Here is a 23,541-nt window from a genome sequence, read left to right as displayed (position 1 = left end):
ACTAGCTTGCACCGTTGAATGCGAGAAGACGTGAACACATCTACTTGACAGGGAAGCAGTGAGTCGCGTGGTAGCGACTCCATTTGCTCTGCAACGGCTCGTACACCAGACGGTCGCCGTAGTACTTCGTATCCCGCGCGAATCCTGACACGGCATCAGTCTGGCGCGGGGCGGGGCCCGCGCGGGGCCGGATTCACTCTTCGGGCGTAACCCGCCCGCCGCCGCGGCTGGCCACCCGGCGCGCGTGCCGGGTGGCAGGACCGCGTAGGGTCGGGGGGCCGGACCCGACCGCGCCCGTGGCAGTCCTCAACGGCTGTTCGTGGTGGGGTAGTTATCGCTTCGAGGCGGGTCCTGGTGCGTCTGCGACAGACGATCTTCTGGTTGCTCTAGAGTCGGTGCGAGCTTCCCGGTGGCGCCCAGCGCTGCCGGGACTTCGTGTTCTCTGGGCGGAGTTGGATCTTGCGAAACGTGCGGCTGCTGGACCGGGAAGCGGCGGGATCTGTCCCACGGATCGGCTGGGGGGCCCGCGTCCGGGAGGCGGGGGCGCCGCTGGCGATCCGCCCCTACCGGCTGCACTTCACCGCCCGCCTGCTGTCCTGGACCGGATCGGCGGTCTCCCCGATCGGCCTGGCGTTCGCGGTGCTGCACATCGGCGGGAGCGCGAGTGCGCTCGGGCTGGTGCTCGCGGCCAGCGTGGTGCCGCAGATCCTGCTGCTGCTGGTGGGCGGCGTCGTGGCGGACCGGCTCTCCCGGGCCCGGGTCATGGTGTGGTCCAACATCGTCTGCGCCGTCGCCGAGGGGCTGGCGGTGGTGCTGCTGTGGACGGGGGCCGCCCGGGTGTGGCACCTGGTGGCGATGTCGGCGGCGTGCGGGGCGGCGTCGGCGTTCTTCACCCCGGCGGCCGGCGGCATCGTGGTGGAGGTCGTTCCGCCTGAGATGCGGCACGCGGCGAACGCGCTGCTCAAGATCGGGCAGAACACGGTGAAGGTCGCCGGTCCCGCGCTGGGCGGCGTGCTGGTCGCGGCCTTCGGGCCGAGCTGGGTGATCGGGTGGGACGCGATCACCTTCGCCGCCTCCGCGGTGCTCTTCGCGCGGATCGACCTGAGCGCCGGGCCGGTGAAGCTGAAGGACCGCTTCACCGCCGACCTGCGGGAGGGCTGGGACGACTTCCGCTCGCGTCGCTGGCTGTGGGTGATGGTCTGCCAGTCCGCCCTCGTGGTGCCGGTCTGGCTGGCCGGCTACCAGCTGCTCGGCCCGGTCTACGGAGCCCGGTTCCTGGGCGGTGCGGCACCGTGGGGCGCGGTGGTGTCCGGGTTCACCGCCGGGCTGGTGGCCGGCGCCGCCGTCGCGCTGCTGTGGAAGCCGCGCTGGGTCGGGCGGGTGGTGTGCCTGGGCACCGGGTCGATGGCGCTTCCGCTGGCCGCGATGGCGCTGGCCGCCCCGTTGCCAGTCCTCATCATTGCGACCGCGGCGGCCGGCACGGGGCTGGCGATCAGCATGACCGTGTGGGCCTCCCTGGTGCAGGAGCGCATCCCCGCGGACCGCCTCAGCCGGACCATGTCGTACTCGACGCTCGGCCAGATCCTGCCGGTGCCGCTCGGGTACCTCCTCGCGGGACCGGCCTCCCATGCTTTCGGTGTCCGCTCCACCCTCGCCGTCGGCGCCCTGGTGATCGCGGCGGCCGCCGTCGTGTCGCTGGTGATCCGTCAGGTGCGCTGGCTCTCGCTGGCCGCCGACGAGGAGACGACGGCAGACGGCGGCGAGCTCGTCTCGGCGGCGCGGGCGCCGAGGTAGAAGGCGCGGGCGACCTCGACGGCGCCCGCGAAGTCGCGGAACGCCCGGTCGCGGGCCGCCGCGTCGAGCACCGCCCGGTCGGCGTCCGCTGCCAGGTCCCAGCGGGCGGCCAGGTGACGGCCGATCCGGTCCGGGGCCAGGTGGGCGGTGCTGCGGCGGGCATCGGCGGCTTCGACGGCCGCGTTCAGCGCGAACGCCTCGGCGACCGCTTCGGCGGTTGGCAGCCCGGTGTCGAGCAGTTCTCCGGCCTCGGCGCGGGTGGACGGCCACGCCGTCCAGGCGCCGTCCAGGCGGGCCGAGCGGACGATCAGGCGAAGCAGCGCTTCGTCGGGCTCCAGGTCCCGGATCTCCTCGGGGGTGAGCCAGAACGCCAGCTGCCGCCGCGACATCCCCGCAGTGTCCACTCCCTCGGCGGCGGCGACCCGCAGCGCGGCGCTGTCCAGATCCGGCGTCGCCCTGGTCGGCGGACGTCGGGCGACAGCGGCCAGGACCCGGGCCCGCCACCGGCCCGCGAAGTGCGGGTCGTAGAGCTGCTGGTGCTGGAGCACGGCGAGGAACGGCACCGTGCCGGTTTCCTGGTCAGGGCGGAAGGTGGCGGCCCAGTACCGCACGAAGCTGGTCCGCCACGGCTCCTCGACCCACGGCCCGGCACCGGTCACCGGCGCCGGGTCGGCCGCGACCAGGGCGAGCGCGAGCTCGGCGTCCTCGCGCTTGAGGTCGTAGGGGTGGGTGCGGCGCCAGGCGTCGACCGTCTCGAACGGCTCGGCGGCACCGGCCTGGGCGGCGCTGTGGCCCAGCGCCGCCCAGGAGCGGCGGGTGTAGGGCAGGGCCCGGGCGAGGTCTTCGAGGGTGCGCGCGGCGGCCGTGCTGATCAGACCGGCGGCCGAGCAGCGGGTCAACGCGGTCCGCAGATTCACCAGCGCCTCGGCCAGCGGCCGGCCGTCGGGGGTGTGCAGGACGGCCACCTCGTCGTCGGCGTCCAGGACCCCGGCCTGCAGCTGGTCGAAGATCTGGCCGGCGCCGGTCATGCCGTAGGGGGCGAGCTCGGCGGCGCGAAGGGCGCCCATGCTCGCGGCGCCGACCACGCGCACGCCCTCGGCCAGCAGCAGCAGGATCTCCTTGTGCCGCACCGGGGCGCTCTGGTGCCACAGCCCGTCGATGACCACCACGGTGTCGCCGGGGCCGGCACCGAGCCGCAGCAGGTCGCCGTGCCGCACCGGTGGATGGCACACCGCGCCCGGGACGAGCTCGCGGACGCGGGCTGCGGGGACGGTGGGGCCGGCGAAGACGTGGACACTCACGCGGCGACCTCCGAAGTCGGGCGGGGGATGGTGTGGCGGGCGTCGTAGCGCAGGTGCGGCGCCAGGACCTTGACGACCGCGAACTCCTCGCGGGCGTGGGGCCCCCAGGTCAGGTCGACGACCAGGGGGTGGACGCCGGTGGTGTGGGTGACGAGCGCGGCCAGGTGCCCGGCCTCCCCGTCGTCGGTGGCGAAGCCGGCCACGTAGCGCCGGGCGACCGTCGCCCAGTCGGCGCCGGGCCCGGGTTCGGAAGCGGGTCCGCGGTGGATCGTGTCGCGGTAGGCGCCGGGGTGGATGTCCTCGCGGCTGCCGGTGATCTGGGTGAGCCTGGACTGCGCGGCCTCGGTGATCGCCCGGGAGAGGGCGACGTGCGGGTCCAGGTGGGCGCCGGAGCCGGAGACCAGCAGCGCGGGCTGGTCCTCGCGCCACAGGTAGCAGGCCATGACCGGGACGCCGAAGCGGTTCGGCAGGTGCCACAGCTCCAGCCAGGCCCGGGCCGCCCGCACCCGGGCGATCAGGTCCGCGCAGTGCGGGTCCTCGACGGTCGCCGGGTCGATCAGCTGCGGGAACCACGGCCGGCCGGGTGCGGTGAGGTCGCTGATCGTGTCGCGCTCGATCACCTCGCACAGGCCGTGCACGACGGCCTCGGCGCGGGTGTTGCCGGAGGCCAGGCCGTTGGTCGAGGCGCTGGGCAGGTGCAGGCGCCACTGGTCGTGGACCTGACGGCCCAGGCGCACGCACGCGGCCGGCACCGGCACGGGGGTGTCGTCGATGGTCGAGCGGGCGGTGATCCAGTCCAGGACCGTGCGGGAGGTCAGCAGCGAGCCGGCGTGCGACTCCAGCGCGGTGACCGGGTAGGGCAGGCCCATCTCCCGGGCCGGCGCGCGCACCGACGGGGCGGGAACGGTGCGTTCGCCGTGCCATGCCTCGATCGCCTCCATCGCCCCGGACACCCGGGCCGCGTCGAGCGTGGCGCCCTTGCCCTGGGCGACCGACAGGGTCCGGGCCAGGGGCCGCACCGCCATGGTCACCGGGATGCCGAGGTCGTCCAGGCCGGTCACGTCCGCGACGCGGGTGATCCCGTACGTCGCCAGCAGCGGCCGGATTCGGGCCCAGGTCGCGGCGGGGTGGCGGGTGCGGTGGGTGCCGTCGAAGAACGCCTTGCGCATGCTGCCCTTCCTCCTCAAGATGGCGAAGCCCGGCCGCCGGACACCCAGGTCATGGGCGGTGCCCGGCGGCCGGGCGGTCAGCTACTCAACTACCGGCTGCCGGCCGCCTCAGACGGTGGGCAGGTCGTAGGTGTGGGTGTCGGGGAAGGCGGAGTCGGGCACGGCCGGGTCGCCGCCGGAGTTCTGCGGCATGTTGCCCTCGGCGTGGAGCTCGGCCACGAAGTCCGCCGGGTCGATGACGACCCCGGGCGTGGTGATGTCGGGCACTGTGTTCCTCCTTGAGCTGGACGGACTGCTACACCGAGAGGTCGGTGAAGCAGATGGTGATCAGCACCTCGCGCGACGCGGTGTCGAGCGGGGTACGCCAGTGGGGGATCCGACGTCCGTCGAATCCGGTCAGGACCCGGTGGCGGATCGGGAACATCTCGCCTTCCGGGTAGGGGGTGTCGGCGAGACGGCCGGCGACCTGCTCGGTGGTCAGATACCGCAGGTTCGGCAGCCAGCCCATCGCGCCGAGCCCCGGGGTGAGGCCGCAGCTGAAGGTGATCTCGCACTTCCCGTCGTCGCGGTGGACGTGCATGTAATCGCCGGGCGCGTAGTACTTCAGGCCGAAGCGGATCGCCGTCATCCGCCGGTGGCCGGTCGCCTCGCCGGCCACCTCCGCCAGCGCCTTCGACATCGCCAGCGCGCTGAGCGCGGCCCCGCCGGTGTGGACCCTGCAGCGCTGCGGGGAGGTGATCGAGCCGTCGCGCATCGCCAGCAGCCCGGGGCGCTGGTTGTGCCGCACCACCGCGTACGGCTCGCACCGATCGGCTTCGGCCGCGATCTCCTCCCACAGCCCCGCGTCCACCAGGTCGTCCGGCACCGGGGCCCGGCCTTCCGCCAGCCAGGTCTGACGCAGCGTCGCCGCCATCACAGGTCCATGAACGACATGGTGACCAGCAGGCCCATCGGCAGCGTCAGGCGCGGGCGCCAGTGCGGGACGTGGTAGCCGGCGAACGCCCGCACGCTGCCGTCGCCGTACGGGTGCGCGAGCGTCGTGAACCCGTCCCCCTCGGGGAAGATGCCGTGCTTGGCGACGACCTCCCCCAGGAAGTCCGGGTGCGCGTTGCGCAGGTGCGGCGCCCAGCCCATCGCCGGCAGGTCCTCGGTGAGCGCGATCCCCACCGTCACCGTGGACTTCACCGAGTCGGTGTGGATGCCCTGGAAGTCGCCCTCCCGGTAGAGGACCACCGCGCCGCCGCGCGGCACCAGGCGCGCGATGCCGGTCGCCTCGCGTAGTCGGGCCAGCAGGGCCTTGTCGTAGGCCAGGGCCTCCAGCACCGGGCCGGGCGGGACGAAGCCGCAGTGGACCGGCGAGGCGAACGAGCCGTCCCGGTGCGAGCTGGTGTGGTCGTGCACGTGCGGGGTGACCAGCTCCAGGCGCCCGCGCGACTCCTCGGCCAGGGCCTGGAAGCGGTCCGGCGCCAGCACGCCGGGCAGCAGGGCCGTCCCGTTCTCCTCCCAGGCCGCGCGAGCCGGGAGCCGTTCCGCGAGCGCTTCGGTGTCCATCGTCCCCTCCGGATCTCTCGTCTCGAACAGCCGCCCGGTGCCTCAGCCAGGCGGGGGCCCGGCGATTCCCGATCGCCCCGGGCGGCTGACGATGAGTCAACAGCCGGTCACAACCCGCATCTACGGGCCCGGCAACGGCTACGGTTGAAATCCTTGAATTCCGGGGGAAGGCGACTCATGTCCGACCGCACCCGCAACACAGCCCTCCAGAACCTCATCCGTGAGACCGGCTGGAACAACGGCCAGTTCGCCCGCGCGGTCAACGCGGTGGGCACCGAGATGCGCCTGGGCCTCAAGTACGACGACACCGCGGTCTGCCACTGGCTGACCGGAACCACCCCGCGGGCCAGAGTCCAGCCCGCGATCCTCGAAGCCCTCAGCCGCAAGCTCGACCGGACCATCACGAGCTCCGCCGCCGGCTTCGGAGCCACTGCCCCGGTGCCGGACCGGCCGGACACCGCGACCGCCCTCATCGAGCTCTGGAGAGCAGACATGGACCCCTCCCGCAGGACGGTGCTCGGCGCCGTCGGCCTCTACTCCGTCGCCCTGGCCGTCCCCGGGTGGCAGGACGTCATAGGCCGCGCCCAGCGTGCCCGCCAGGCCCGGACCCGCATCGGATTGAGCGAGGTCGCCACCGTCACCGCCATGGCCGAGCGCCTGTCGCAGATGGACGACGAGTTCGGCGGGCGCCTGGCCCGCCCGCTCGCGGCCGCGTTCCTGGGCAGCACCGTGGCCCGCTACCTGCAGTGCGACGCCTCCGAGGCCACGAAGAAGGCGATGTGCTCGGCCGCCGCCGACCTCGCCTACCTGACCGGCTGGATGGCCGTCGATGAGGGGCAACACGGTCTCGCGCAGCAGTACTACACCCAGGCCCTGAACCTCGCCGGAGCCGCCGAGGACCACCTGACGTACTGCACGGTCCTGCGCGGGATGAGCGTCCAGGCGATCGGGCTCGGCCACGGGCCCAAGGCCCAGCAGTACGCCGACGCCGCGGCGGAGGCCGCCCCGGCGGCCGGCCCGAGGATGCGGGCCTTCCTCGTCGGCCAGCAGGCCCACGCCTCAGCCGCCGTCGGCGAGCGCCACGCCGCCCTTCGCCAACTCGCCGAAGCCGAAGCCGCGCTCGACAAGGCGACGTCCGGATCGGCGTACGTCGCCGGCTACCACCCCGCCGCCCTGCACTACCACGCCAGCCACGTGCTGTTCGAGCTGCGCGACCTGGGCGGGTCCATCACCGCCATGCAGGAGTCCAACCGCCACCGCCCGCCCACCGAGCGCCGCGCGCGAGTCCGCTCCACCGCCCTCCTCGCGGAACGCCAGTTCGCCTTCGGTCACCTCGAAGCCGCCTGCGCGACCTGGGGCACCTTCCTGGACGACTACCAGCACGTCAGCTCCGCGCGCTGCGACGACCACTTCGCCACCCTGCGGCACTCCGTGGCCCAGCACGCCGGCAACAGGATCGCCCGCGCGCTGGGCGAGAAGGCGCGAACGCTGGCACCCACCGCCGACCGCCGCGTGACCTGACCCGCACGCAGCAACGCCCTACCAGACCTGCCCGCGCTCCGGGCGGAAACAGAAGATCGCCGAACAGGCGGGCGCCTCGGTTGGGAGCATCGCGCGCGAATGCCCCCGATGATCAAGGAGCCCCGCGGTGCCCACCAACTTCCTGAGCGAGGACCAGCGCAAGCGCTACGGCCGGTTCACCGAGATCCCCGACGAGGGCCAGCTCGCCGGCTCCTTTCTCCTCGACCAGACCGCGCGGCGCCGGGCCGCGGCCGCCAACGGCTCCCGCAACCGCCTGGGCTACGCGATCCAGCTCGGGACAGTGCGCTACCTGGGCACCTTCCTGGACGACCCGGAAGACGTGCCCGACGTCGTCGTGGAGTACGTCGCCGAACAGCTCGGGCTGTCGGTCACCGCCTTCGCCGGGTACAGCTCGCGCAAGGCCCGGTGGGAGCACCAGGAGGAGATCCGGTCCGCCTACGGGTACACGAAGTTCGAGTTCGACCAGTGGTTCTCGCTCGCCCGGTGGATGTACCAGCGCGCGTGGATCGGCTCGGAGCGGCCGACCCTGCTGTTCGACCTGGCCACCAAGCGCCTGCTCGACCAGCAGGTGCTGCTGCCCGGGGCGACCACGCTGGAGCGGCTGGTCTCCGGCACCCGCGAGCGCGCCGAGAAGCGCCTGTGGGCGACCCTGGCCGCGGCCCCCACCGCCGAGCAGGCCGAGCGGCTGCAGCAGCTGGTCGTCGTACCCGGCGGCCGGCGGAGCTCCGAGCTGGACCGGCTGCGCAGGTCACCGCGCGACATCAGCCCGCGCGGGGTGCTCAAGGCGCTGGAGCGCTACGACGCGCTGAAGACGTTCGGCGGCCCCGGCTGGGACCTGGCAGCGATACCGCCGGGCCGTATCCAGGCGCTGGTGCGCTTCGCCAAGGCGGCCCGCGCCCAGGCGGTGGCCGAGCTCGGCGGCCACCGGCGCCTGGCCACCCTGGTGGCGTTCGCCGCAGTGATGCCGCAGGTCGCCGCCGACGAGGCGATCGAGGTCTTCGACCTGGTGATGGGCGATGTGATCCGCAGCTCGGCCACCAAGATGACCAAGAAGCGCCTGCGCTCGCTCAAGGACCTGGACGCCGCCGCCCTGATGCTGCGCAAGGCCTGGCTCGCGGTGTGCGAGAGCGCCGCCGACCCGGCGGGCGACATCCGCGCGATGCTCGACGCCATGGACGTCGCCCCCGTCCACGCCGCCGCCGACACCGTCAAGGACCTCGCCCAGGAACCCGACGACGGCTTCGAGCAGATGCTGGAGGCCCGCTACAACACCATCGCCCGCTTCCTGCCCGAACTCCTCAAGCAGCTGGACTTCCAGGCGAGCCCCGACGGCGAGGACGTCATGAAGGCCGTCACCTTCGTCAAGACCCTCAAAGGCCGGCGCAAGCCCATCGAGGGCTGGGAGACCCCGATCAAGTTCCTCTCCGCCGCCTGGCTGCGACGGGTCTTCCCGCCCAAGCCGGCCCCGGTGGGCATCGCCGAGAAGCGCGCCTACGTGGTCGCCACCACCGAGGCCCTGCGCTCCAGTCTGCACCGCCACGAGATCTACGTCCCCGGCCTGCGCAAGTGGGGCGACCCCAACGCCCGACTGCTGAGCACCGACGCCTGGACGGCCGCCCGGCCCCGGGTCTGCGAGGAACTCGACCTGAACACCGACCCGAACACCGTGCTGGCCGGCTGGATCGACCGCCTGGACCGCTCCCACCGCGAGCTGGTCGACGGCCTGGCCGCCAACCCCGCGGTGCGCATCGAGCAGCACGACGGCCGCGACCGCATCATCCTCACCGGCCTGGATCGCCTGGAGGTCCCCGCCTCCCTGGACGAGCTGAACCGGCAGATCGACGCCCGCCTGCCCGCCGTCGACCTTCCCGAGATGGGGCTGGAGGTCAACTCCTGGGTGCCCTACCTCACCGACTTCACCCACGTCTCCGAGGCCGAGTCCCGGATGGACGACCTGGAGCTGTCGGTGGCCGCCGTGCTCACCGCGGAGGCCACCAACGTCGGCATGGAGCCGATCGTCCACGACGGCGTCGAAGCCCTCAGTCGCGACCGCCTGTTCTGGATCGAGCAGAACTACCTGCGCTCCCAGACCCTCAGCCGGGCCAACGCCCGCCTGGTGGCCTTCCACACCCTCCTGCCGCTGGTCCAGGCGTGGGGCGGAGGCGAGCTCGCCTCCGCCGACGGCCTGCGGTTCGTCACCCCGATCCGCACCCTCAACTCCGGCCCCAACCCCAAGTACTTCGGCACCCGCCGGACCGGAACCACGTTCTACAACTTCCTGTCCGACCAGTTCAGCGGCCTGCACGGCATCCTGATCCCCGGCACCCAGCGCGACTCCTTCTACATCCTCGACGGCCTGCTCGAACAGGAGACCGCCCTGCGGCCCGTCGAGATCACCTCCGACACCCACGGCGCCACAGAGATGATCTTCGGGCTCTTCCGACTCCTGGGCTACCAGTTCTCCCCGCGCCTGGCCGACGCCGGCAGCGCGACCCTGTACCGCGTCAACGCCAACGCCGACTACGGCCCGCTCAACCCGCTGACCCGCGAGCGGATCAACATCCAGCAGATCACCGCCAATTGGGACGACGTCCTTCGCGTCGCCGGCTCCCTGCACTCCGGCACCATCAAGGCGTCCGAGGTCATGCGCGTGCTCGCCCCCGGCGGCAAGCCCACCCCCACCGGCAAGGCCATCATGGAGATCGGCCGCCTGGACCGCAGCGCCTACCTGTCCACCTACTTCGCCGACGAGCTGCTGCGGCGCCGCGTGAACACCCAGCTCAACCGGCAGGAGTCCCGCCACAACCTCGCCCGGAAGATCTTCCACGGGCAGAAGGGCGAGCTGCGACAGTCCTACCGCGAAGGCCAGGAAGACCAGCTCGGAGCGCTCGGACTGATGCTCAACGTCGTCGTCCTGTGGAACACGGTCTACTTCCAGAAGATCATCGAGGAGATGCGCGCCGAGGGCATCCACGTCCGCGACGAGGACATCGCCCGCCTCTCCCCGTTGAAGTTCGCCCACATCAACTTCCACGGCCGATACAGCTTCGCGCTGCCCGCCGAAGTCCAGGGCGGCCAGCTCCGCGCCACCCGCAAGCCCGCCGACGCCGCGGCCGTTCTCTAGGCCGACCCGTCCGGCTCGCCCGACGCCCGGGCGAGCCGGTAACGGACCTTCTCGTGCGACAGGCCCACGTGGTCGCCGATCCGCCGCAGCCCCCAGCCCTCCGCCTTCGCCGCGGCCATCCCGCCGTCCAGGGCCGCATCCGTCACCTCGTCCAGCGCCTGCTGCAGCTGGACGACCAGCCGTAGCCGGATCGCCGGAGCCAGATCCTCCAGGCCGGCACAGAACCGGGCCACGTCCGCCTTCAGGAAACCGATCACCGGGTCATCGCTCACCGGAGCATCCTGGCCGGTCAGATCACGGGGTGTCAAAAGTTTTGACAGTAACCCGGACTTTCCGTTCCGTTCCTACCGGGACCCCTGTTGCGCAAGGTGGTCGGGGAGGTCGGGGCGGTGCCGGTGACCGTGTACGTGGCGGTGCCGCCGCGTTTGAGATCGGCGGTGGTGTCGATCGTGTTACCGGTACCGGAGGCCGCTCCACAGGCGCTACCGGTGGAGGCGGTGCAGGTCCAGGACACCGAGGTCAGGCCGGGCACCGAGTCGCGCACCTGCGCGCCGGTGACGTCGTTGGTCGCGTCGTTGGAGACGGTGACGGTGTAGGTCACACGGCCGGCCCCGGCCCGGGCCGAGCTCGGGGTGCCGGTCTTGGCGATCGAGAGGTTCGCCGGGACGTTGATGTCGAGGTCGGCGATCTCGTGGTTGTTGGTGGCTCCGCCGGTACCGGCGGAGAAACCCACCCTGAGCGTGCTGGGCAGCTTCGGCTGGTCGGTGATCGTGGTGATGTCGAAATCGGTGATCAGCTGGGTCATGGCGGTGTCCGGCCCGCTGTTGGACCAGAGGGACAGCAGCAGCTTCTTGTCCTTGGGAAGCAGGGAGATCCGGACGGTGCGCACCTTGGCCCGGCTGCCGGTCTCGACCGACCCGCCGGGGCCGCTTGCGCTCGTGCCGAAGCGGTAGCCGGTGGTCTTGTCGCCGCCGCCGCGCACCACGATCTTGTTGGCGGCCCCGCCGGGTCCGCCGTTGCCGGTGGTGGCGGAGGAGAAGCCGCCGAACTCGTCGATGCCGACGCCGAGGATCGCCCCGGGGACGCCGTTGGTGCTGCACGAGTTGGCCGACCCGGCGCACGCGTAACCCAGCGCCCCGCCGAGGGAACCCGTGCCACGGGCGGCAGTGCCGTCGGCGAGGAAGAAGGCCAGGCCGTCGCCGCGCCTGCCGTCGTAGGTGCTGCCGCCCCAACTGGCGTACTGGAAGTCCGCGATGATGCCCAGGTCCGACGGGAAGGAGTCGTTCATCTGCCAGGACCCGGCCTGGCTGGTGCTGGTGTTGGTGAGGCGCATCCAACCGTTGTCGAAGGTCACCGTGCCGGAGGTGGTCCCGCTGTTGGTCGCGGAGTCGAACGCCTCGTGGACCGGGAACGCCAGGGTGGCCCGGTGCGCCGGCCGGTCCGCAGGATCGGCGTGGCCGGGCGTGCCGGCGGTCACGGCGGCTATCAGGCCGAGGCCGAGAACAGCGGCGGCCAAGGTCTTGAGTCGGCGTGGCCGGCGGCGCCGGTAGGGGGGCGGGGATGCCTGCACGTGTCCTGCCCTCTCGGTGGGACGGGTCATGACCGGGGCCCGCGCCGGGACCCGTCCCGATGGCGCCACCGGCGGGATACTGCCAGCAGGCCCGCTCCGGCGAGGAGCGCGACCGACGCGGTCACCGCCAGGCCGGTCGGCAGGTGGCTGCCGGTGTCCGGGAGGGGCTGTGGGCCGGGAGTGGGGGCGGGCGTCGGAGCGACGGTGGGCTCCGGGCTCGGGGTGGGTCTGCGAGTCGGGCTGGGGATCGCGCTCGGGCTCGGGCTGGGGATCGCGCCTGCGCTCGCGCTCGCGCTGGGGCTCGGGCTGGGGCTCGGGCTCGGGCTGGGCGGGATCGTGACGGGCAGCGGCCCGCCGTCGGGGCCGGTGGTGTTCGCTCGGTTGGCGTTGTTGGCGGGGTCCGGGTCCGGTGTGTCCGAGGTGGCGGTGGCGATGTTGTCGACGGCCGAGCCGCTGCCCCGGAAGGCCTCCGCCAGCCGAACCGTGAGGTCGAACCCGGTCGTCTTCCCAGCCGGGAGCGGGTCGGTGGAGCGGCAGTTGACGGTCTGTCCGGTGGCGGTGCAGCCGTCAGTCGAGGAGACGAGGGTGAGTGGGGCGGGCAGCGGGTCTGTGACCGTCACGCCGCGCGCGTCGGAGGGGCCGTGGTTGCGCACGGTGACCCGGTAGGTGAAGACGTCCCCGGGAGCCACTGCCTGCCGCCCGGAGGGGAGGACGGCTCGTTTGACGGTCTCCAGGTCGGCGCTGCCGCCCAGCGTTGCGGCGGTCCAACTCGCCGTGTCGTTGGCGGAGTTCCGGTCCTCGGGGCTCCGGACGACGGCGGTGCCGCCGGCCAGCGATGCCCCTGGCGGCGCGGACGGCGAGACGGAGACCGGGAAGTCCACCACGAACGGCCCGTCCGCGGCCTTCGCCGCGCCCGGGAGTACCGTGCAGCGCAGCCGGCGGCCGCCGTCCTCCGCCGTACAACCGGTGGGAAGGCCCGTGGCCGGCACGCTGGTCCCCTCGGGCAGCGTCACGAGAACGACGGCGGGCTGACGCCTCGTCGACGGCCCCAGGTTGCTGACGGTGAGTCGGGCGGTGCTCTGCCGGCCGGGGTGCACCGCCGACGTGGAGCTGACGGTGACGGTGTGGTCCGCGGTCGGCGGGCCGGGCCGGACGGAGGTGTCGGGGTTCGGCAGCCCGGTCACCGCGACGGTGTCGTTCCCCGGAACCGGGTCCGTGGTGGCGGAGTTCACCGTGGCCCGGTTGACCACGTCCGAGCCGTCGCCTTCGTAGGCCGGGTCGAGCCGTACGGCGAGGGTGTAGGTCCTGGTGGCGTCGGGCGCGAGGCGGTCCAGGACGGGGCAGCTGAGCCTCGCTCCGTAGCTGTCGGCTGGGCCGGTGCATCCGTCGGTGGAGGAGACGAAGGCCAGTGCGGGCGGCAGCTGATCCGTGACGGCCACGCCGCTCGCCTCGGAGGGGCCGTGGTTGACCGCCGTGAGCAAGTACTCGAAGGTCTCGCCAGGGCTGACGGGCCCGGCTCCTGACGGTCTCTTGGCGACCGCCAGGTCCGCCGTCGGACCCGTTACCGTCCCGCCGGGCAGCCCGGCGCCGGGGCGGGGGCCGGTGTTGTTCACGGGGCGCGGGTCGGGGGTGCTGGACGCGACGCTGCCCTGGTTGGCGATGTCGGCCCCCGTGCCGGTGTACGCCGGGTCCAGGCGGACCAGGATCACCCACGAGGCGGTAGTGCCCGGGACGACCAGCGCTCTCGGGCCGCAGGTGACCTTCTGGCCCCGGGCCGCGCAGCCGTCCTCGGAGGAGACGAAGAGCAGCGGGCGGGGGAGGTTGTCCGTCACCACCACGTCCCGGGCGGCCGAGGGGCCGTGGTTGACCACCGTGATGGTGTAGCGGAAGGTCTCACCGGGAGCGACCCGTGCCGCCGGGGTCCGGCCCCAGGACTGCAGGCGGGCATGCGGCGCGCCGTCCGGGGCGGGGGCGTCGGTGAGAAGGACGGGTGATGGAGCGGGACAGCCGGGAGTGCGGACCAGCAGTTCGGGCACCGGCACGCCGTCCCCGGCCGGGGCGGCCCGGGTGACCGTCAGTTCCCGGCCGGCCGGGAGGTCTCCCTGCCAGGCGGGGGCGTCCGGCCCGGTCGAGACCGAGAGCTCGGAGCGCGGGGCGGCACCACTGTTCGCCAGCGAGAGCAGTTGGGTCCCCTTCGCCACTCGACTATGGCGCCCGGTCAGCCCGCCCGCGTCCCCGGTGCAGTCGGTACTCCCGGCGGCGGCCGGTCTGCCCGTGCCGGAGCAGAGCACGACGAGGGCCAGCGCGGCGGGCGCGATCCAACGGGCCCGACACACCGCTGCGGACCGCCGAGCGGAGCTTGGCACGGTTCTTGCCTTCACCCGTCATCTCTCCAGTCAGCGGGCCACTTCCAGGGCTCCCTCAGTACCCTCAGAAAGTACGTAAATATGCCTAATGCTCGCTCTATCACCGAGGTGGGTGCATTCCCGCACCCCGCCGGTCGAACCCGCGCCTCGCCGCCCGACCTCCGCCGCGGGGGCCGCTCGGCCCCGACGGCAAGCCCGCCGAGGTGGCCACCCCCGGCCCGGCGCCATCCCTGGAGGTGCTCCGGGGGGGCTAGGTGGCACGGCCCCAACTCGGCGCCATGGCGGCCGGGATGGGGCTAGCCTGTCGGTGCGGATGCCAACGACAAGGAAGAAGTGGCCATGAGTGACGCGGAGTTCATCAGCGCCCCCGCCCTCGTCCTCCGGTCCCTCGCCGGGGACCCCGACCGTCCGGCCATCACCACCGCCGACGGCGCCACGATCACCGCCGGCGCGTTCGCCTCCGCCGCGTACCGCCTCGCGAACGAGCTCGTCGCTCGCGGCGTCACCCGGGGCACGACCGTCTCGCTGCTCACCGGCAACACGCCCGAGGCGCTCGCCGCCCGCTATGCCGCCGGTGTCGCGGGTGCCCGGCTGGTCAACCTGTACGACGGCATGAGCGCCCCCGTCCTCGCCGAGATCGTCACCAGCGTCGACACGGCCGTCCTCCTCGTGGACGCCGAACGGTACGCGGACGCCGAACGGTACGCGGACGCACCGGAGTTGCTCGCCCTGGTCGACGTGCCGACGGTCCTCAGCCTGGGCCCGGGCGCCGGGGCGATCGGCGAGGACGCGATCGGCGAGGACGTGATCGCCGCCTCCGCCCACCGGCCCGTCGAACCCCCGGCCGTGCGGATCGGTCCCGACGACGACCTGGGCATCCGCCACACCGGCGGCACCACCGGCACCCCGAAGGGCATCGTCAGCCTGCACGGCCCCTACCGCCGGGCCTTCGACCTCCCCTTCGGCCCGCAGGACGGGGCGCCCCGCTTCCTCGCCGCCACCTCACTGGCCCACCTGGCCGGTGTGCTCTGTGATCTGACGCTCCATCATGGCGGTTCGGTGGTCCTCCAGCGCTCCTTCGACCCCGGTGAGGTGCTGGCCGCCGTCGAGCGCGAGCGCATCACCGAGCTGTGGGTCCTGCCGCCGCTGCTCCACCTGCTGCTGGACCACCCGGCGATCACCGGCACCGACCTCTCCAGCCTGCACCGCGTCATGTACGGCGGCTGCGTCGCCTCGCCGACCCGGATCCGTGAGGCGATCGAGGTGTTCGGGCCGATCCTGGTGAGCGGCTACGGCATGTCGGAGGCGCAGAACATCGCCGTCCTCGACCCGCAGGAGCACCACCGGGTCGGGCACGGCGGCCAGATCTCCGTCGGCCGCCCCCTGCCCGGCGTCGAGGTGGCGATCCGTGCCACCGGCGGCACCGAGCTGCCGGCCGGCGAGCAGGGCGAGATCCACGTCCGCTCGCGCAGCCTCATGGCCGGGTACTGGAAGCGGCCCGAACTCACCGCCGAGGTGCTGCGCGACGGCTGGCTGAACACCGGTGACATCGGCTACCTCGACCAGGACGGCTACCTCTACCTGGCCGACCGCCGCACGGACCGGATCATCGTGGTCGGCGGCCACGTCTACCCGTCGGAGGTGGAGGACCTGCTCCTCACCCACCCGGACATCGCCCGGTGCGCCGTCCTCGGCCTCGGCGGCGCCGAGGAGTCCGCACACGTCCACGCGGTGGTCGTCCCCGCCCCGGGGCGGCGCCCGGAACTGGACGACGTCCGCGCCTTCGTCACCGCCCACAAGGGCCGCATCTACGCCCCGGACGCCCTCCACCTGGTGCCCGAGATCCCGCTCACCTCCGTGGGCAAGCCGGACCGGAAGCGCCTGCGCGCCACCCTCGCCACCCTCGCGCGCTGAACCGCCCCGCCGCCCCGCTGATCAGGCGCCGACGCGGACGGCTCAGGAGTCGTCGCCCGAGCCCGGCTGGTCGACAGGGCGGTCGCCGGGCCGGCCGCCGGGGGACGGGAGGACGCGGGCGATCAGGAGGGCCACGTCGTCCTGGGTGTCGGGGCGGTGCATGGCGGTGAGGATCAGGTCGCAGGTGTCCTCCAGCGGGCGGCGCGGGCCGGCGAGGAGGTCGGTGAGGGTCTGCAGGCGACGGTCGATGTCCTGGTCGCGCACCTCGATCAGGCCGTCCGTGTAGAGGACGAGGTCGTCGCCGGGGCGCAGGGTGAGGTCGCGGACGGGGAACGGCAGGCCGCCGACGCCCAGGGGCGGGCCGGGGTCGAGCCGGACCGGGTGGGCGGCGTGGCCGGGGCGGGCCAGCACGGGCGGCGGGTGGCCCGCGGAGGCCAGGCGGCAGTGGCCGCCGGCCGGGTCGTACAGGGCGATCAGACAGGTGGCCATGGTGTCGCCGAGGTCCTGGGCGGTGGCGTCGAGGTGGGTGAGGAGCTCGGCCGGCTCCGGGCTGAGGCGGGCCAGGGCGCGGGTGGTGGTGCGCAGCTGGCCCATGGTGGCGGCGGCGGTGATGCCGGAGCCCATGACGTCGCCGACCACCAGCGCGGTGCGGCCCCCTTGCAGCGGGATGACGTCGAACCAGTCGCCGCCCGTTTCGTCGCTGGCGACGGCCGGCTGGTAGCGGTACGCGATGGCCAGGCCCGGCGGACGGGGGGCGTGCCGGGGCGGCAGCAGGTGGCGTTGCAGTGCGAGGGTGGCCCCGCGCTGGTGCTGGTACCAGCGGGCGTTGTCGATGGCGACGGCGGCGCGGGCGGCGAGTTCGGTGGCGAGCAGCACGTCGTCCTGGTCGAACGGGGCCGGGTTGCGGGTGCGTTTGAGGTCCAGGGCGCCGAGGACCTGGCCGCGGGCGATGAGGGGCACCGCCAGATAGGAGTGGACGCCCGCCTCGGCGAGGACGCCGGCGGCGTCGTCGTCACGGGCGATCCGGGACAGGTCGGCCTCCGTGACGTGCTGGACGAGCACGGGGCGGCCGTCGACGGCGGCCCGGGTGACCAGGCGCCGGCGGTGGTAGCGGGTGACCTCGCCGATCGGGTCGGCCGCGTCGGTGGCGGCGGTCGGGTACGCGGCCTTGATCGCCATCGCCCGGAAGCGGGCGGGCCCGTCGCCGGCCCGGCCGGTGGCGCCGGGCAGGACGGCGTCCAGCAGGTCGACGGCGGCGATGTCGGCGACCTCCGGCACGGTCACCTCCGCCAACTCCCGGGCGGTGGTGGGGAGGTCGAGCGTGGTGCCGACCCGGATGGAGGCGTCGGCTATCAGCGACAGCCGGCGCCTGGCGCGGGCGGCGGCGAGGGACTGTTCGTAGGGCTCCGTGACGTCGATGACGGTGATGGCCAGCCCCATCACCCGGTGCGCCTGGTCCTCCAGCCGGTAGAACGAGGACGTCCAGGCGTGGTCGCGCCCGTCGTGCGGCATGTGCCCGACCGTGGACTCCTCCAGGACCGGGCGGCCGGTGGCCAGCACCCGGCGCATCCGGTCCTCGATCGCCGCGACGTCCAGATGCGGCACGACCTCGTGCGGGGTGCGGCCGAGGTGTTCGGCCGCCGGGATGCCGTTGATCCGCTCCAGCGCCGGGTTCACCAGCACGAAGCGCAGGTCCTCGTCCAGGACGGCGAGGCCGATCGGTGCCTGGTCGACCAGGCGGGCCGACAGCGCGAGGGCGCGCTCGATCCGCTGCAGGGTCTCGCGCTCGGAGAGGATCCCGAGCGCGTACCAGGTGCCGGACGCGGCCTGGAGGCGCATGTTGCGCATCTCCACCAGCAGCGTGTGGCCGTCCTTGTGCCGGACCGGGAACGCCCCCGCCCAGGTGCCCTCGCCGGCCATCACCCGCTCGAACGCCTCCAGCACCGCCTGCCGCCGCTCCGCCCCGACGAGCAGGTCCGCCGCGACCCGGCCCAGCGCCTCCTCGCAGGTGTAGCCGAACAACGCCTCCGCCTGCGGGCTCCACAACGAGATCAGGCCGCGCTCGTCCACGACGACGGCCGCCACGCCGAGGACGTCCAGCAGGCCTCCCGCGGCCAGCGCCGCGTCGGCGGGCCCCAAGCGTTGTGCCACGGTGCGCCACCTCCTCGCCGTCCACGTGCCTCCATCCTCCGCCCGGCGGCGCGGTGCTGCTCGTGTTCGTGCTCGTGGTCGGGTCAGGTGAGGGCCGGTGCCGGAGCGGGCAGGTAGGGGGACAGGTTGCGCCACGCGCGTTCGACGTACTCCTCCTTCTCGCCGACCGGCGCGACGTAGTACAGCGCGCCCTCGGCGGCGTCGCGGTCCCGGAGGCGGGCAATGGTCCAGGCGGCGAGGTAGGGCGAGGCGAGGCAGCCACCGGCGGTGGCGACGTTGCCCTGGGCGTAGAAGGGCTGGTTGAGCACCTCGACGCCGGCGGCGACGACCCACGGCTTGCTGGTCAGATCGGTGCAGGCGGGGACGCCGTCGAGCAGGCCGAGCCTGGCCAGCACGAGCGCGCCCGAGCACTGCGCGGCGATGAGCTGGCGCGCGGGGTCGAGCCCGCGCAGGGTGTTCATGATCGCCCGGTCCTCGACGACCTCGCGGGTGGCGATGCCGCTGCCGACGATGACGGCGTCGGCGGTGCACGCCTCCTCCAGGGTGGACATCCGCTCGACGACCACGCCGTTCATCGACGTCACCCTGGGGGCGGGGGTCGCGAGGGTGACGCGCCAGTCGTCGGCCTTGACGCGGTTGAGCACACCGAGGGCGATCAGGGAGTCGAGCTCGTTGAAGCCCTCGAAGGTGAGGATGGCGATATGCATGGCGACTGTCCTTCCGGATCGGCGTGTTTCGGACCTTAGGAACCCGTGACCAGGACAGTCAAAGAATTGTCATGGATACAATGCGCCCCATGGCGCCCCAGCGGTACAAGATCCTGGTCGACGCGCTCGCCGCCGACATCCGGAGCGGCCGGCTCGCCGCAGGCGTACGCCTGCCGACCCACCGCGCGCTCGCCGCCCGCGAGGGCATCGCCGTGGTGACCGCGACCCGGGTGTACGCCGAACTCGACGCGATGGGGCTGGTGAGCCGGGAGCAGGGCCGCGGCACCTTCGTGCGCGACATCGCGGTCCCCGCCGGGCACGGCATCGACCAACAGGCCGCCGCAGCGGACGCGGTCGACCTCACCTTCAACTATCCGTCGCTGCCGGGCCAGGCCGATCTCCTGCGACAGGCCCTGCGCGAGGTGGCCACCTCCGGTGAGGTCGACGCCCTGCTGCGCTACCAGCCGCACCGCGGGCGTCCGCAGGACCGGGCCTCGATCGCCCGGCACCTGGGGCGTCGAGGACTCTCCGTCGACGCGGACCGCGTCCTCGTCGTCAACGGCGCGCAGCACGGCCTGGCCGTCACCGTCATGGCCGCACTCGACGCCGGCGACGTCGTCGCGGTCGACGCCCTGACGTACCCGGGTTTCAAAGTGCTCGCGCAGGCCTTCCACCTCGACCTCGAACCCGTCCCGACCACGGCCGACGGGCCGGACCTCGACGCCCTGGAGAAGCTGTGCACGAACCGCCCCGTGCGGGCGATCTACACGATGCCGACCCTGCACAACCCGCTGGGGTGGGTCACCCCGGCCGCCGACCGCATCCGGCTGATCGGGATCGCCCGGCGGTGCGGCGCGCTCATCATCGAGGACGCCGCGTACGCCTACCTGGTCGAGGACCCGCCGGCCCCGCTGGCCGCGCTCGCGCCGGACATCACCGTCCACGTCTCGGGACTCTCCAAGAACGTCGCCACCGGCCTGAGGGTCGGCTTCGTCGTCGCCCCGCAGTCCAGGGTGCCCTCGCTGGAGCGGGCAATCCGCGCGACCACGTGGAACACCCCGGCCCTCACCACCGCGATCGCCTGCCGCTGGCTCGACGACGGGACCGTGGACCGGCTGGAGGCACAGAAGCGATCGGACGCCACGGCCCGCCAGGCAATCGCCCGCCAGGAACTGGCAGGCCTGCCGCTCCTCGGCCACCCCTCGTCCTACTTCACCTGGCTCAAGCTCCCCGACGACGCCCGCGCCGACCGCCTGGCCGCCACCCTCGCGCGCCGGCACATCTCGGTGAGCACGGCGGAACCCTTCGCCACCTCGAACCACACGCCCCAGGCACTCCGCCTCGCCCTCGGCTCGACCGACCCCGACAGCCTCCGCTCAGCGCTGCGCACCGTGCGACGCGTCGCCATCGAGGACGCCCAGGTCTGAACGGCCTGTCAGGTCTGCGGGGCGTCTGCAACCCGTTCCGCTCGGATCAACAGCGGGTCACTTCCGACGCTCCCGTCACAGCGGGGTGAGGACGTCCTGGTGGGTGCCGTCGAGGACGAAGCCGTTGTCCCAGTGGACCCGGACGGTGACCCGCTTGCCGCGTTCCTGATGGGCGGTCCACTCGGGCTCCAGGGCGGCGATCTCGGCCTCCAGCCGTTCCCGGCTCGCTGCCGGCATGGTGTGGCCGTAGTCGTCGAAGAGCGCCTTGAGTCGCTGGTACTCGAGGACTTCACGGCTCTCCGGGAGTACCCCGTCCACCCGTTCGACGGTGCCCTCGATGCCGGCCCGCAGCGAGAGGAAGCCGACGACGGCCCCGGGTACGGCCCCGGACTCCCCGGCGACCGCCTCGCCGATCCCGACGTCCTCGGCCAAGCGGACGCGCCGGCCTTCCTCCAGGGTCATCCGTCCCCTGCCTTTCCCTCGTTCGGTGCCGTCGGCGCGGCCGGCCGGCGGCCCAGCCATTATCCGCCGCGACCGGTCGCCCCGGTGTCGCGGGGCGTGCGGGGCGGGCCGATGCGCGGCCGTCACGGGAAATTCACAGGCCGGGGTCTACTCGCATAGACAGCGGTGGGTCATCCTGGTGCGGCACAGCTTCCCGCACGGCATCCCGTACAGCTCACCGCGCCGACCTCGGTGCTCGTCCTCGCGTGGGCGTGGGCGGTGCCCCGAGGTCCACGACCCTCACCGGGAGATGCAGATGAAGCCACGCACCGCAGCCACCGTCGTCGCGCTGGCCCTGGCCGGCCTGGCCCTCTCGGCGCCCACGGCCGGCGCCAGCGGAACCAAGCTGTCGCAGGCGACGGCCGCCAGTCAGTTCAGGAACGCCGGGATCACCTGGAGCTCCAGCGGCAACTGCACCACCAGGTCCAACTCCACCTGTACCTCGTTCGAGCAGATCAACTCGGGCACCGTGAGCACGATCATCACCCTCAAGCAGTCCAGCGGCTGTGCCATCAACATCACGGGCGGGACCGAGGTCGGCCACGCCTCCGGCACCTACAGCCACTACAACGGCTACAAGGTCGACATCTCCCGCAACTCCTGCATCGACGGGTACATCCAGAACAGCTTCACCTACATCGGCCTCCGCGGCGACGGCTACCCGCAGTGGAAGGCCGCCTCGGGCAACCTGTACTGCAACGAGGGCAGCCACTGGGACATCCTGGTCTACTGACGCCCTGTGGCGGGGGCCGGCCGGGCCGCGGTGGCCGGGCCGGCCCCCGCGGGAGCTCGGAGCCCGAAGTGGGCCACCGCGAGCTCGGCGACCTCGTCCGGCTCCAGGTGGGTGTTGTCGATCAGCAGGTGCGCCTCGGGGATGTGGGCGAAGTCGTCGACCGAGTTGAGCCGGTACTTGGCGTCCATGTCGACCAGGTTGGCGTTGGACCACGCGAGGTCGCGCTTGGACGCCTTCTCCGTCAGCCGGGACTCGCCCCCGTTGCGCTCCAGCCGCACGCTCTGGTCGGCGCTCAGCTCCAGGAACAGCACCCGGGCGCCGCGCTCGCGGAACGGCGCCGCGTAGCGCTCGACCAGCGCGGCGTCCTCGGGGTCCTCGAAGTCCCAGACCAGGGTGAACACCAGACCGGGCAGGTCGGCGCCGGCGGCCTCGGCGAGGATCTGCTCGCGGAAGGCGTGGTTCAGGCGCTGGAACTGCGGCGACCTGTAGGGGAACAGCCGGAGCAGGGGCTCGATGGTCAGATGGTTGTGGAAGAGCCGGAAGCCCGTGCGCTCGGCGATCGAACCACCCACGGTCATCTTGCCGACGGCGGCCGGGCCGATGACGAAGAGCAGGGTGGGGGGTGTGCTGTTGGACATCGCGACAGCATAAGGCCGTGACGTGATCATGATTGACCGCCCCCCGCGCCCCGCACGCACCCGGGATCGGCGGTCACTCGTCAGCGGTCGGCGTTCGGAGCGCGGTCGGGTTGTCCGGTGTGCCACGACATCTCGATCTCCAGCTCGATCTCGCCGTCCTCCAGCTCGACCTCGATCTCGGTGTGCAGCTCGTCAGGGATCCGCAGGGTCAGCTTGCCGGGTCCGAGCTCCAACTCCGCCTGCCCGCCGCGTCTGAGTGCGGCCGCGAGCGCCTCCAACTGGTCGGCGGCCTCGGCGCGGGACAGTGTGCGCTTCTGCGTGAACTCAAGGTCCTTCACGGGTGCCTCCCGACCCCGGTGGGAACAGTGGCCGAACAGTGGCCTCTCCCCATTCTTGTGCTGTTGCCCCCCGTCGGCCCGGCGGCGCAGGGCCTCCACTCACGGAGGGTTTCCGGTTCACTACCGGCTGCTTCCGGCCAACTCGGGTCGAGGCTGTTGGCCGCGTCGGGCCCGTCTGTTGTCATGGCTTGGTCAATGACGGCGAAGAGGGGGTGGGACCATGGCGAAACGCATGGGACTGGTGGCGGCGACCGTGATGCTGGCCGCGTCGGCCACGCTCGCGGGACCGGCCGTCGGCACAGCGGCGGCGAGCTCCGCGACCGTGACGGACGAGACGAACACGGCGACCTGGCGCCCGGGGGGACAGTACTCCAACACCGTGCAGATCCATCGCTACAAGAAGAGCGACGGGCACAACTACGTCAGCAGTTGGGTCGTGGTGCTCGACGGCCCGGCCGCCTACTACTACGACCGTTCCTACAACGGCGGCCGGACGTGGGAGTCGTTCGTCGACCGGGTGTACACCCAGAACGGCACGTCCCTGGGCGAGAAGTACGACGACGGCGGCGTCTGGTACCGGGCGTGCGGCGCGACCGAATGGCGCGGAAACCCGTACGGCAACCCGCAGTGGGGCTACAACATCGGCTGCACCTCCTGGTACTAGACGAGTAGGTCCAATGTGATTAGTGGTCGTAAGCGATCAGCGAGCGGGTGA

General features: G+C 72.7%; 20 protein-coding genes. 7 read left to right on the top strand and 13 right to left on the bottom strand.

The window, feature by feature from the left end; all coding sequences use genetic code 11:
* The first annotated feature begins 468 nt into the window (after window positions 1-468).
* A complete protein-coding gene (locus tag ACFP3U_RS34865) occupies window positions 469-1,794 on the top strand; it encodes an MFS transporter (RefSeq protein ID WP_380229784.1) in 1,326 nt (441 codons plus the stop codon).
* Here the strand turns inward: ACFP3U_RS34865 and ACFP3U_RS34860 are convergent.
* From ACFP3U_RS34860 to ACFP3U_RS34840, 5 genes are all read right to left on the bottom strand, one after another.
* Window positions 1,707-3,095, bottom strand: coding sequence for a TfuA-like protein (locus tag ACFP3U_RS34860; protein WP_380229783.1), 1,389 nt, complete (start codon window positions 3,093-3,095; stop codon window positions 1,707-1,709). The two genes, ACFP3U_RS34865 and ACFP3U_RS34860, sit on opposite strands and share 88 nt — an antisense overlap.
* The gene (locus tag ACFP3U_RS34855) at window positions 3,092-4,264 is read right to left on the bottom strand and encodes a YcaO-like family protein (RefSeq protein ID WP_380229782.1); all 1,173 of its coding nucleotides are present in this window, start codon (window positions 4,262-4,264) and stop codon (window positions 3,092-3,094) included. Before ACFP3U_RS34855 ends, ACFP3U_RS34860 begins: the two co-directional genes overlap by 4 nt.
* A gap of 108 nt (window positions 4,265-4,372) precedes the next feature.
* Window positions 4,373-4,531, bottom strand: coding sequence for a hypothetical protein (locus ACFP3U_RS34850; protein WP_380229781.1), 159 nt, complete (start codon window positions 4,529-4,531; stop codon window positions 4,373-4,375).
* Window positions 4,532-4,559: 28 nt separating this feature from the next.
* A complete protein-coding gene (locus tag ACFP3U_RS34845; protein WP_380229780.1) occupies window positions 4,560-5,177 on the bottom strand; it encodes a hypothetical protein in 618 nt (205 codons plus the stop codon).
* Window positions 5,177-5,815 carry a hypothetical protein gene (locus ACFP3U_RS34840; protein ID WP_380229779.1) on the bottom strand — a complete coding sequence of 213 codons (639 nt, stop codon included), beginning with the start codon at window positions 5,813-5,815 and terminating at the stop codon, window positions 5,177-5,179. Before ACFP3U_RS34840 ends, ACFP3U_RS34845 begins: the two co-directional genes overlap by 1 nt.
* A gap of 177 nt (window positions 5,816-5,992) precedes the next feature.
* On the opposite strand from ACFP3U_RS34840, the gene ACFP3U_RS34835 reads away from it, so the two are divergent.
* Window positions 5,993-7,336, top strand: a complete 1,344-nt coding sequence (locus ACFP3U_RS34835; RefSeq protein WP_380229778.1) for a tetratricopeptide repeat protein — start codon at window positions 5,993-5,995, stop codon at window positions 7,334-7,336.
* A gap of 127 nt (window positions 7,337-7,463) precedes the next feature.
* A complete protein-coding gene (locus ACFP3U_RS34830) occupies window positions 7,464-10,481 on the top strand; it encodes a Tn3 family transposase (RefSeq protein WP_380229777.1) in 3,018 nt (1,005 codons plus the stop codon).
* Here the strand turns inward: ACFP3U_RS34830 and ACFP3U_RS34825 are convergent.
* The 3 genes from ACFP3U_RS34825 to ACFP3U_RS34815 form a co-directional block, all read right to left on the bottom strand.
* Window positions 10,478-10,753 (bottom strand): hypothetical protein, encoded by a 276-nt coding sequence (locus ACFP3U_RS34825; protein ID WP_380229776.1) that lies wholly within the window; start codon window positions 10,751-10,753, stop codon window positions 10,478-10,480. The two genes, ACFP3U_RS34830 and ACFP3U_RS34825, sit on opposite strands and share 4 nt — an antisense overlap.
* Window positions 10,754-10,785: 32 nt before the next feature.
* Window positions 10,786-11,997 (bottom strand): hypothetical protein, encoded by a 1,212-nt coding sequence (locus ACFP3U_RS34820; RefSeq protein WP_380229775.1) that lies wholly within the window; start codon window positions 11,995-11,997, stop codon window positions 10,786-10,788.
* A gap of 80 nt (window positions 11,998-12,077) precedes the next feature.
* Window positions 12,078-14,252 (bottom strand): DUF11 domain-containing protein, encoded by a 2,175-nt coding sequence (locus ACFP3U_RS34815; protein WP_380229774.1) that lies wholly within the window; start codon window positions 14,250-14,252, stop codon window positions 12,078-12,080.
* Window positions 14,253-14,756: 504 nt separating this feature from the next.
* Here ACFP3U_RS34815 and ACFP3U_RS34810 point away from each other — a divergent pair.
* A complete protein-coding gene (locus ACFP3U_RS34810) occupies window positions 14,757-16,331 on the top strand; it encodes an AMP-binding protein (protein ID WP_380229773.1) in 1,575 nt (524 codons plus the stop codon).
* A gap of 42 nt (window positions 16,332-16,373) precedes the next feature.
* On the opposite strand, the gene ACFP3U_RS34805 is transcribed toward ACFP3U_RS34810, so the two are convergent.
* Both ACFP3U_RS34805 and ACFP3U_RS34800 read right to left on the bottom strand, forming a co-directional pair.
* Window positions 16,374-18,482 (bottom strand): SpoIIE family protein phosphatase, encoded by a 2,109-nt coding sequence (locus ACFP3U_RS34805; RefSeq protein ID WP_380229772.1) that lies wholly within the window; start codon window positions 18,480-18,482, stop codon window positions 16,374-16,376.
* Window positions 18,483-18,565: 83 nt separating this feature from the next.
* Complete coding sequence (locus tag ACFP3U_RS34800) at window positions 18,566-19,189, bottom strand: DJ-1/PfpI family protein (protein ID WP_380229771.1); 624 nt, start codon at window positions 19,187-19,189, stop codon at window positions 18,566-18,568.
* An 89-nt stretch (window positions 19,190-19,278) separates the two neighbouring features.
* Between ACFP3U_RS34800 and ACFP3U_RS34795 the strand changes: the two genes are divergently transcribed.
* The gene (locus ACFP3U_RS34795) at window positions 19,279-20,616 is read left to right on the top strand and encodes an aminotransferase-like domain-containing protein (RefSeq protein ID WP_380229770.1); all 1,338 of its coding nucleotides are present in this window, start codon (window positions 19,279-19,281) and stop codon (window positions 20,614-20,616) included.
* A gap of 75 nt (window positions 20,617-20,691) precedes the next feature.
* On the opposite strand, the gene ACFP3U_RS34790 is transcribed toward ACFP3U_RS34795, so the two are convergent.
* Window positions 20,692-21,078 carry a hypothetical protein gene (locus ACFP3U_RS34790; protein ID WP_380229769.1) on the bottom strand — a complete coding sequence of 129 codons (387 nt, stop codon included), beginning with the start codon at window positions 21,076-21,078 and terminating at the stop codon, window positions 20,692-20,694.
* A 289-nt stretch (window positions 21,079-21,367) separates the two neighbouring features.
* On the opposite strand from ACFP3U_RS34790, the gene ACFP3U_RS34785 reads away from it, so the two are divergent.
* Window positions 21,368-21,850, top strand: a complete 483-nt coding sequence (locus tag ACFP3U_RS34785) for a hypothetical protein (RefSeq protein WP_380229768.1) — start codon at window positions 21,368-21,370, stop codon at window positions 21,848-21,850.
* Here ACFP3U_RS34785 and ACFP3U_RS34780 read toward each other — a convergent pair.
* Entirely contained in the window at window positions 21,844-22,488 is a 645-nt protein-coding gene (locus ACFP3U_RS34780; RefSeq protein ID WP_380229767.1) for a hypothetical protein, read from the bottom strand. The genes ACFP3U_RS34785 and ACFP3U_RS34780 overlap by 7 nt on opposite strands.
* Window positions 22,489-22,568: 80 nt before the next feature.
* Window positions 22,569-22,826: an amphi-Trp domain-containing protein gene (locus tag ACFP3U_RS34775; protein ID WP_380229766.1), complete on the bottom strand. Its 258-nt coding sequence runs from the start codon at window positions 22,824-22,826 to the stop codon at window positions 22,569-22,571.
* 220 nt (window positions 22,827-23,046) lie between these two features.
* Here ACFP3U_RS34775 and ACFP3U_RS34770 point away from each other — a divergent pair, with 220 nt between their 5' ends.
* A complete protein-coding gene (locus ACFP3U_RS34770) occupies window positions 23,047-23,490 on the top strand; it encodes a hypothetical protein (RefSeq protein ID WP_380229765.1) in 444 nt (147 codons plus the stop codon).
* Window positions 23,491-23,541 lie beyond the last annotated feature (51 nt).

This window comes from Kitasatospora misakiensis, from assembly GCF_042656005.1.
Lineage (GTDB): Bacteria > Actinomycetota > Actinomycetes > Streptomycetales > Streptomycetaceae > Kitasatospora > Kitasatospora misakiensis.
The sequence above is the reverse complement of the archived record's forward strand: the minus strand, read 5'-3'. Positions and strand labels throughout refer to the sequence as shown.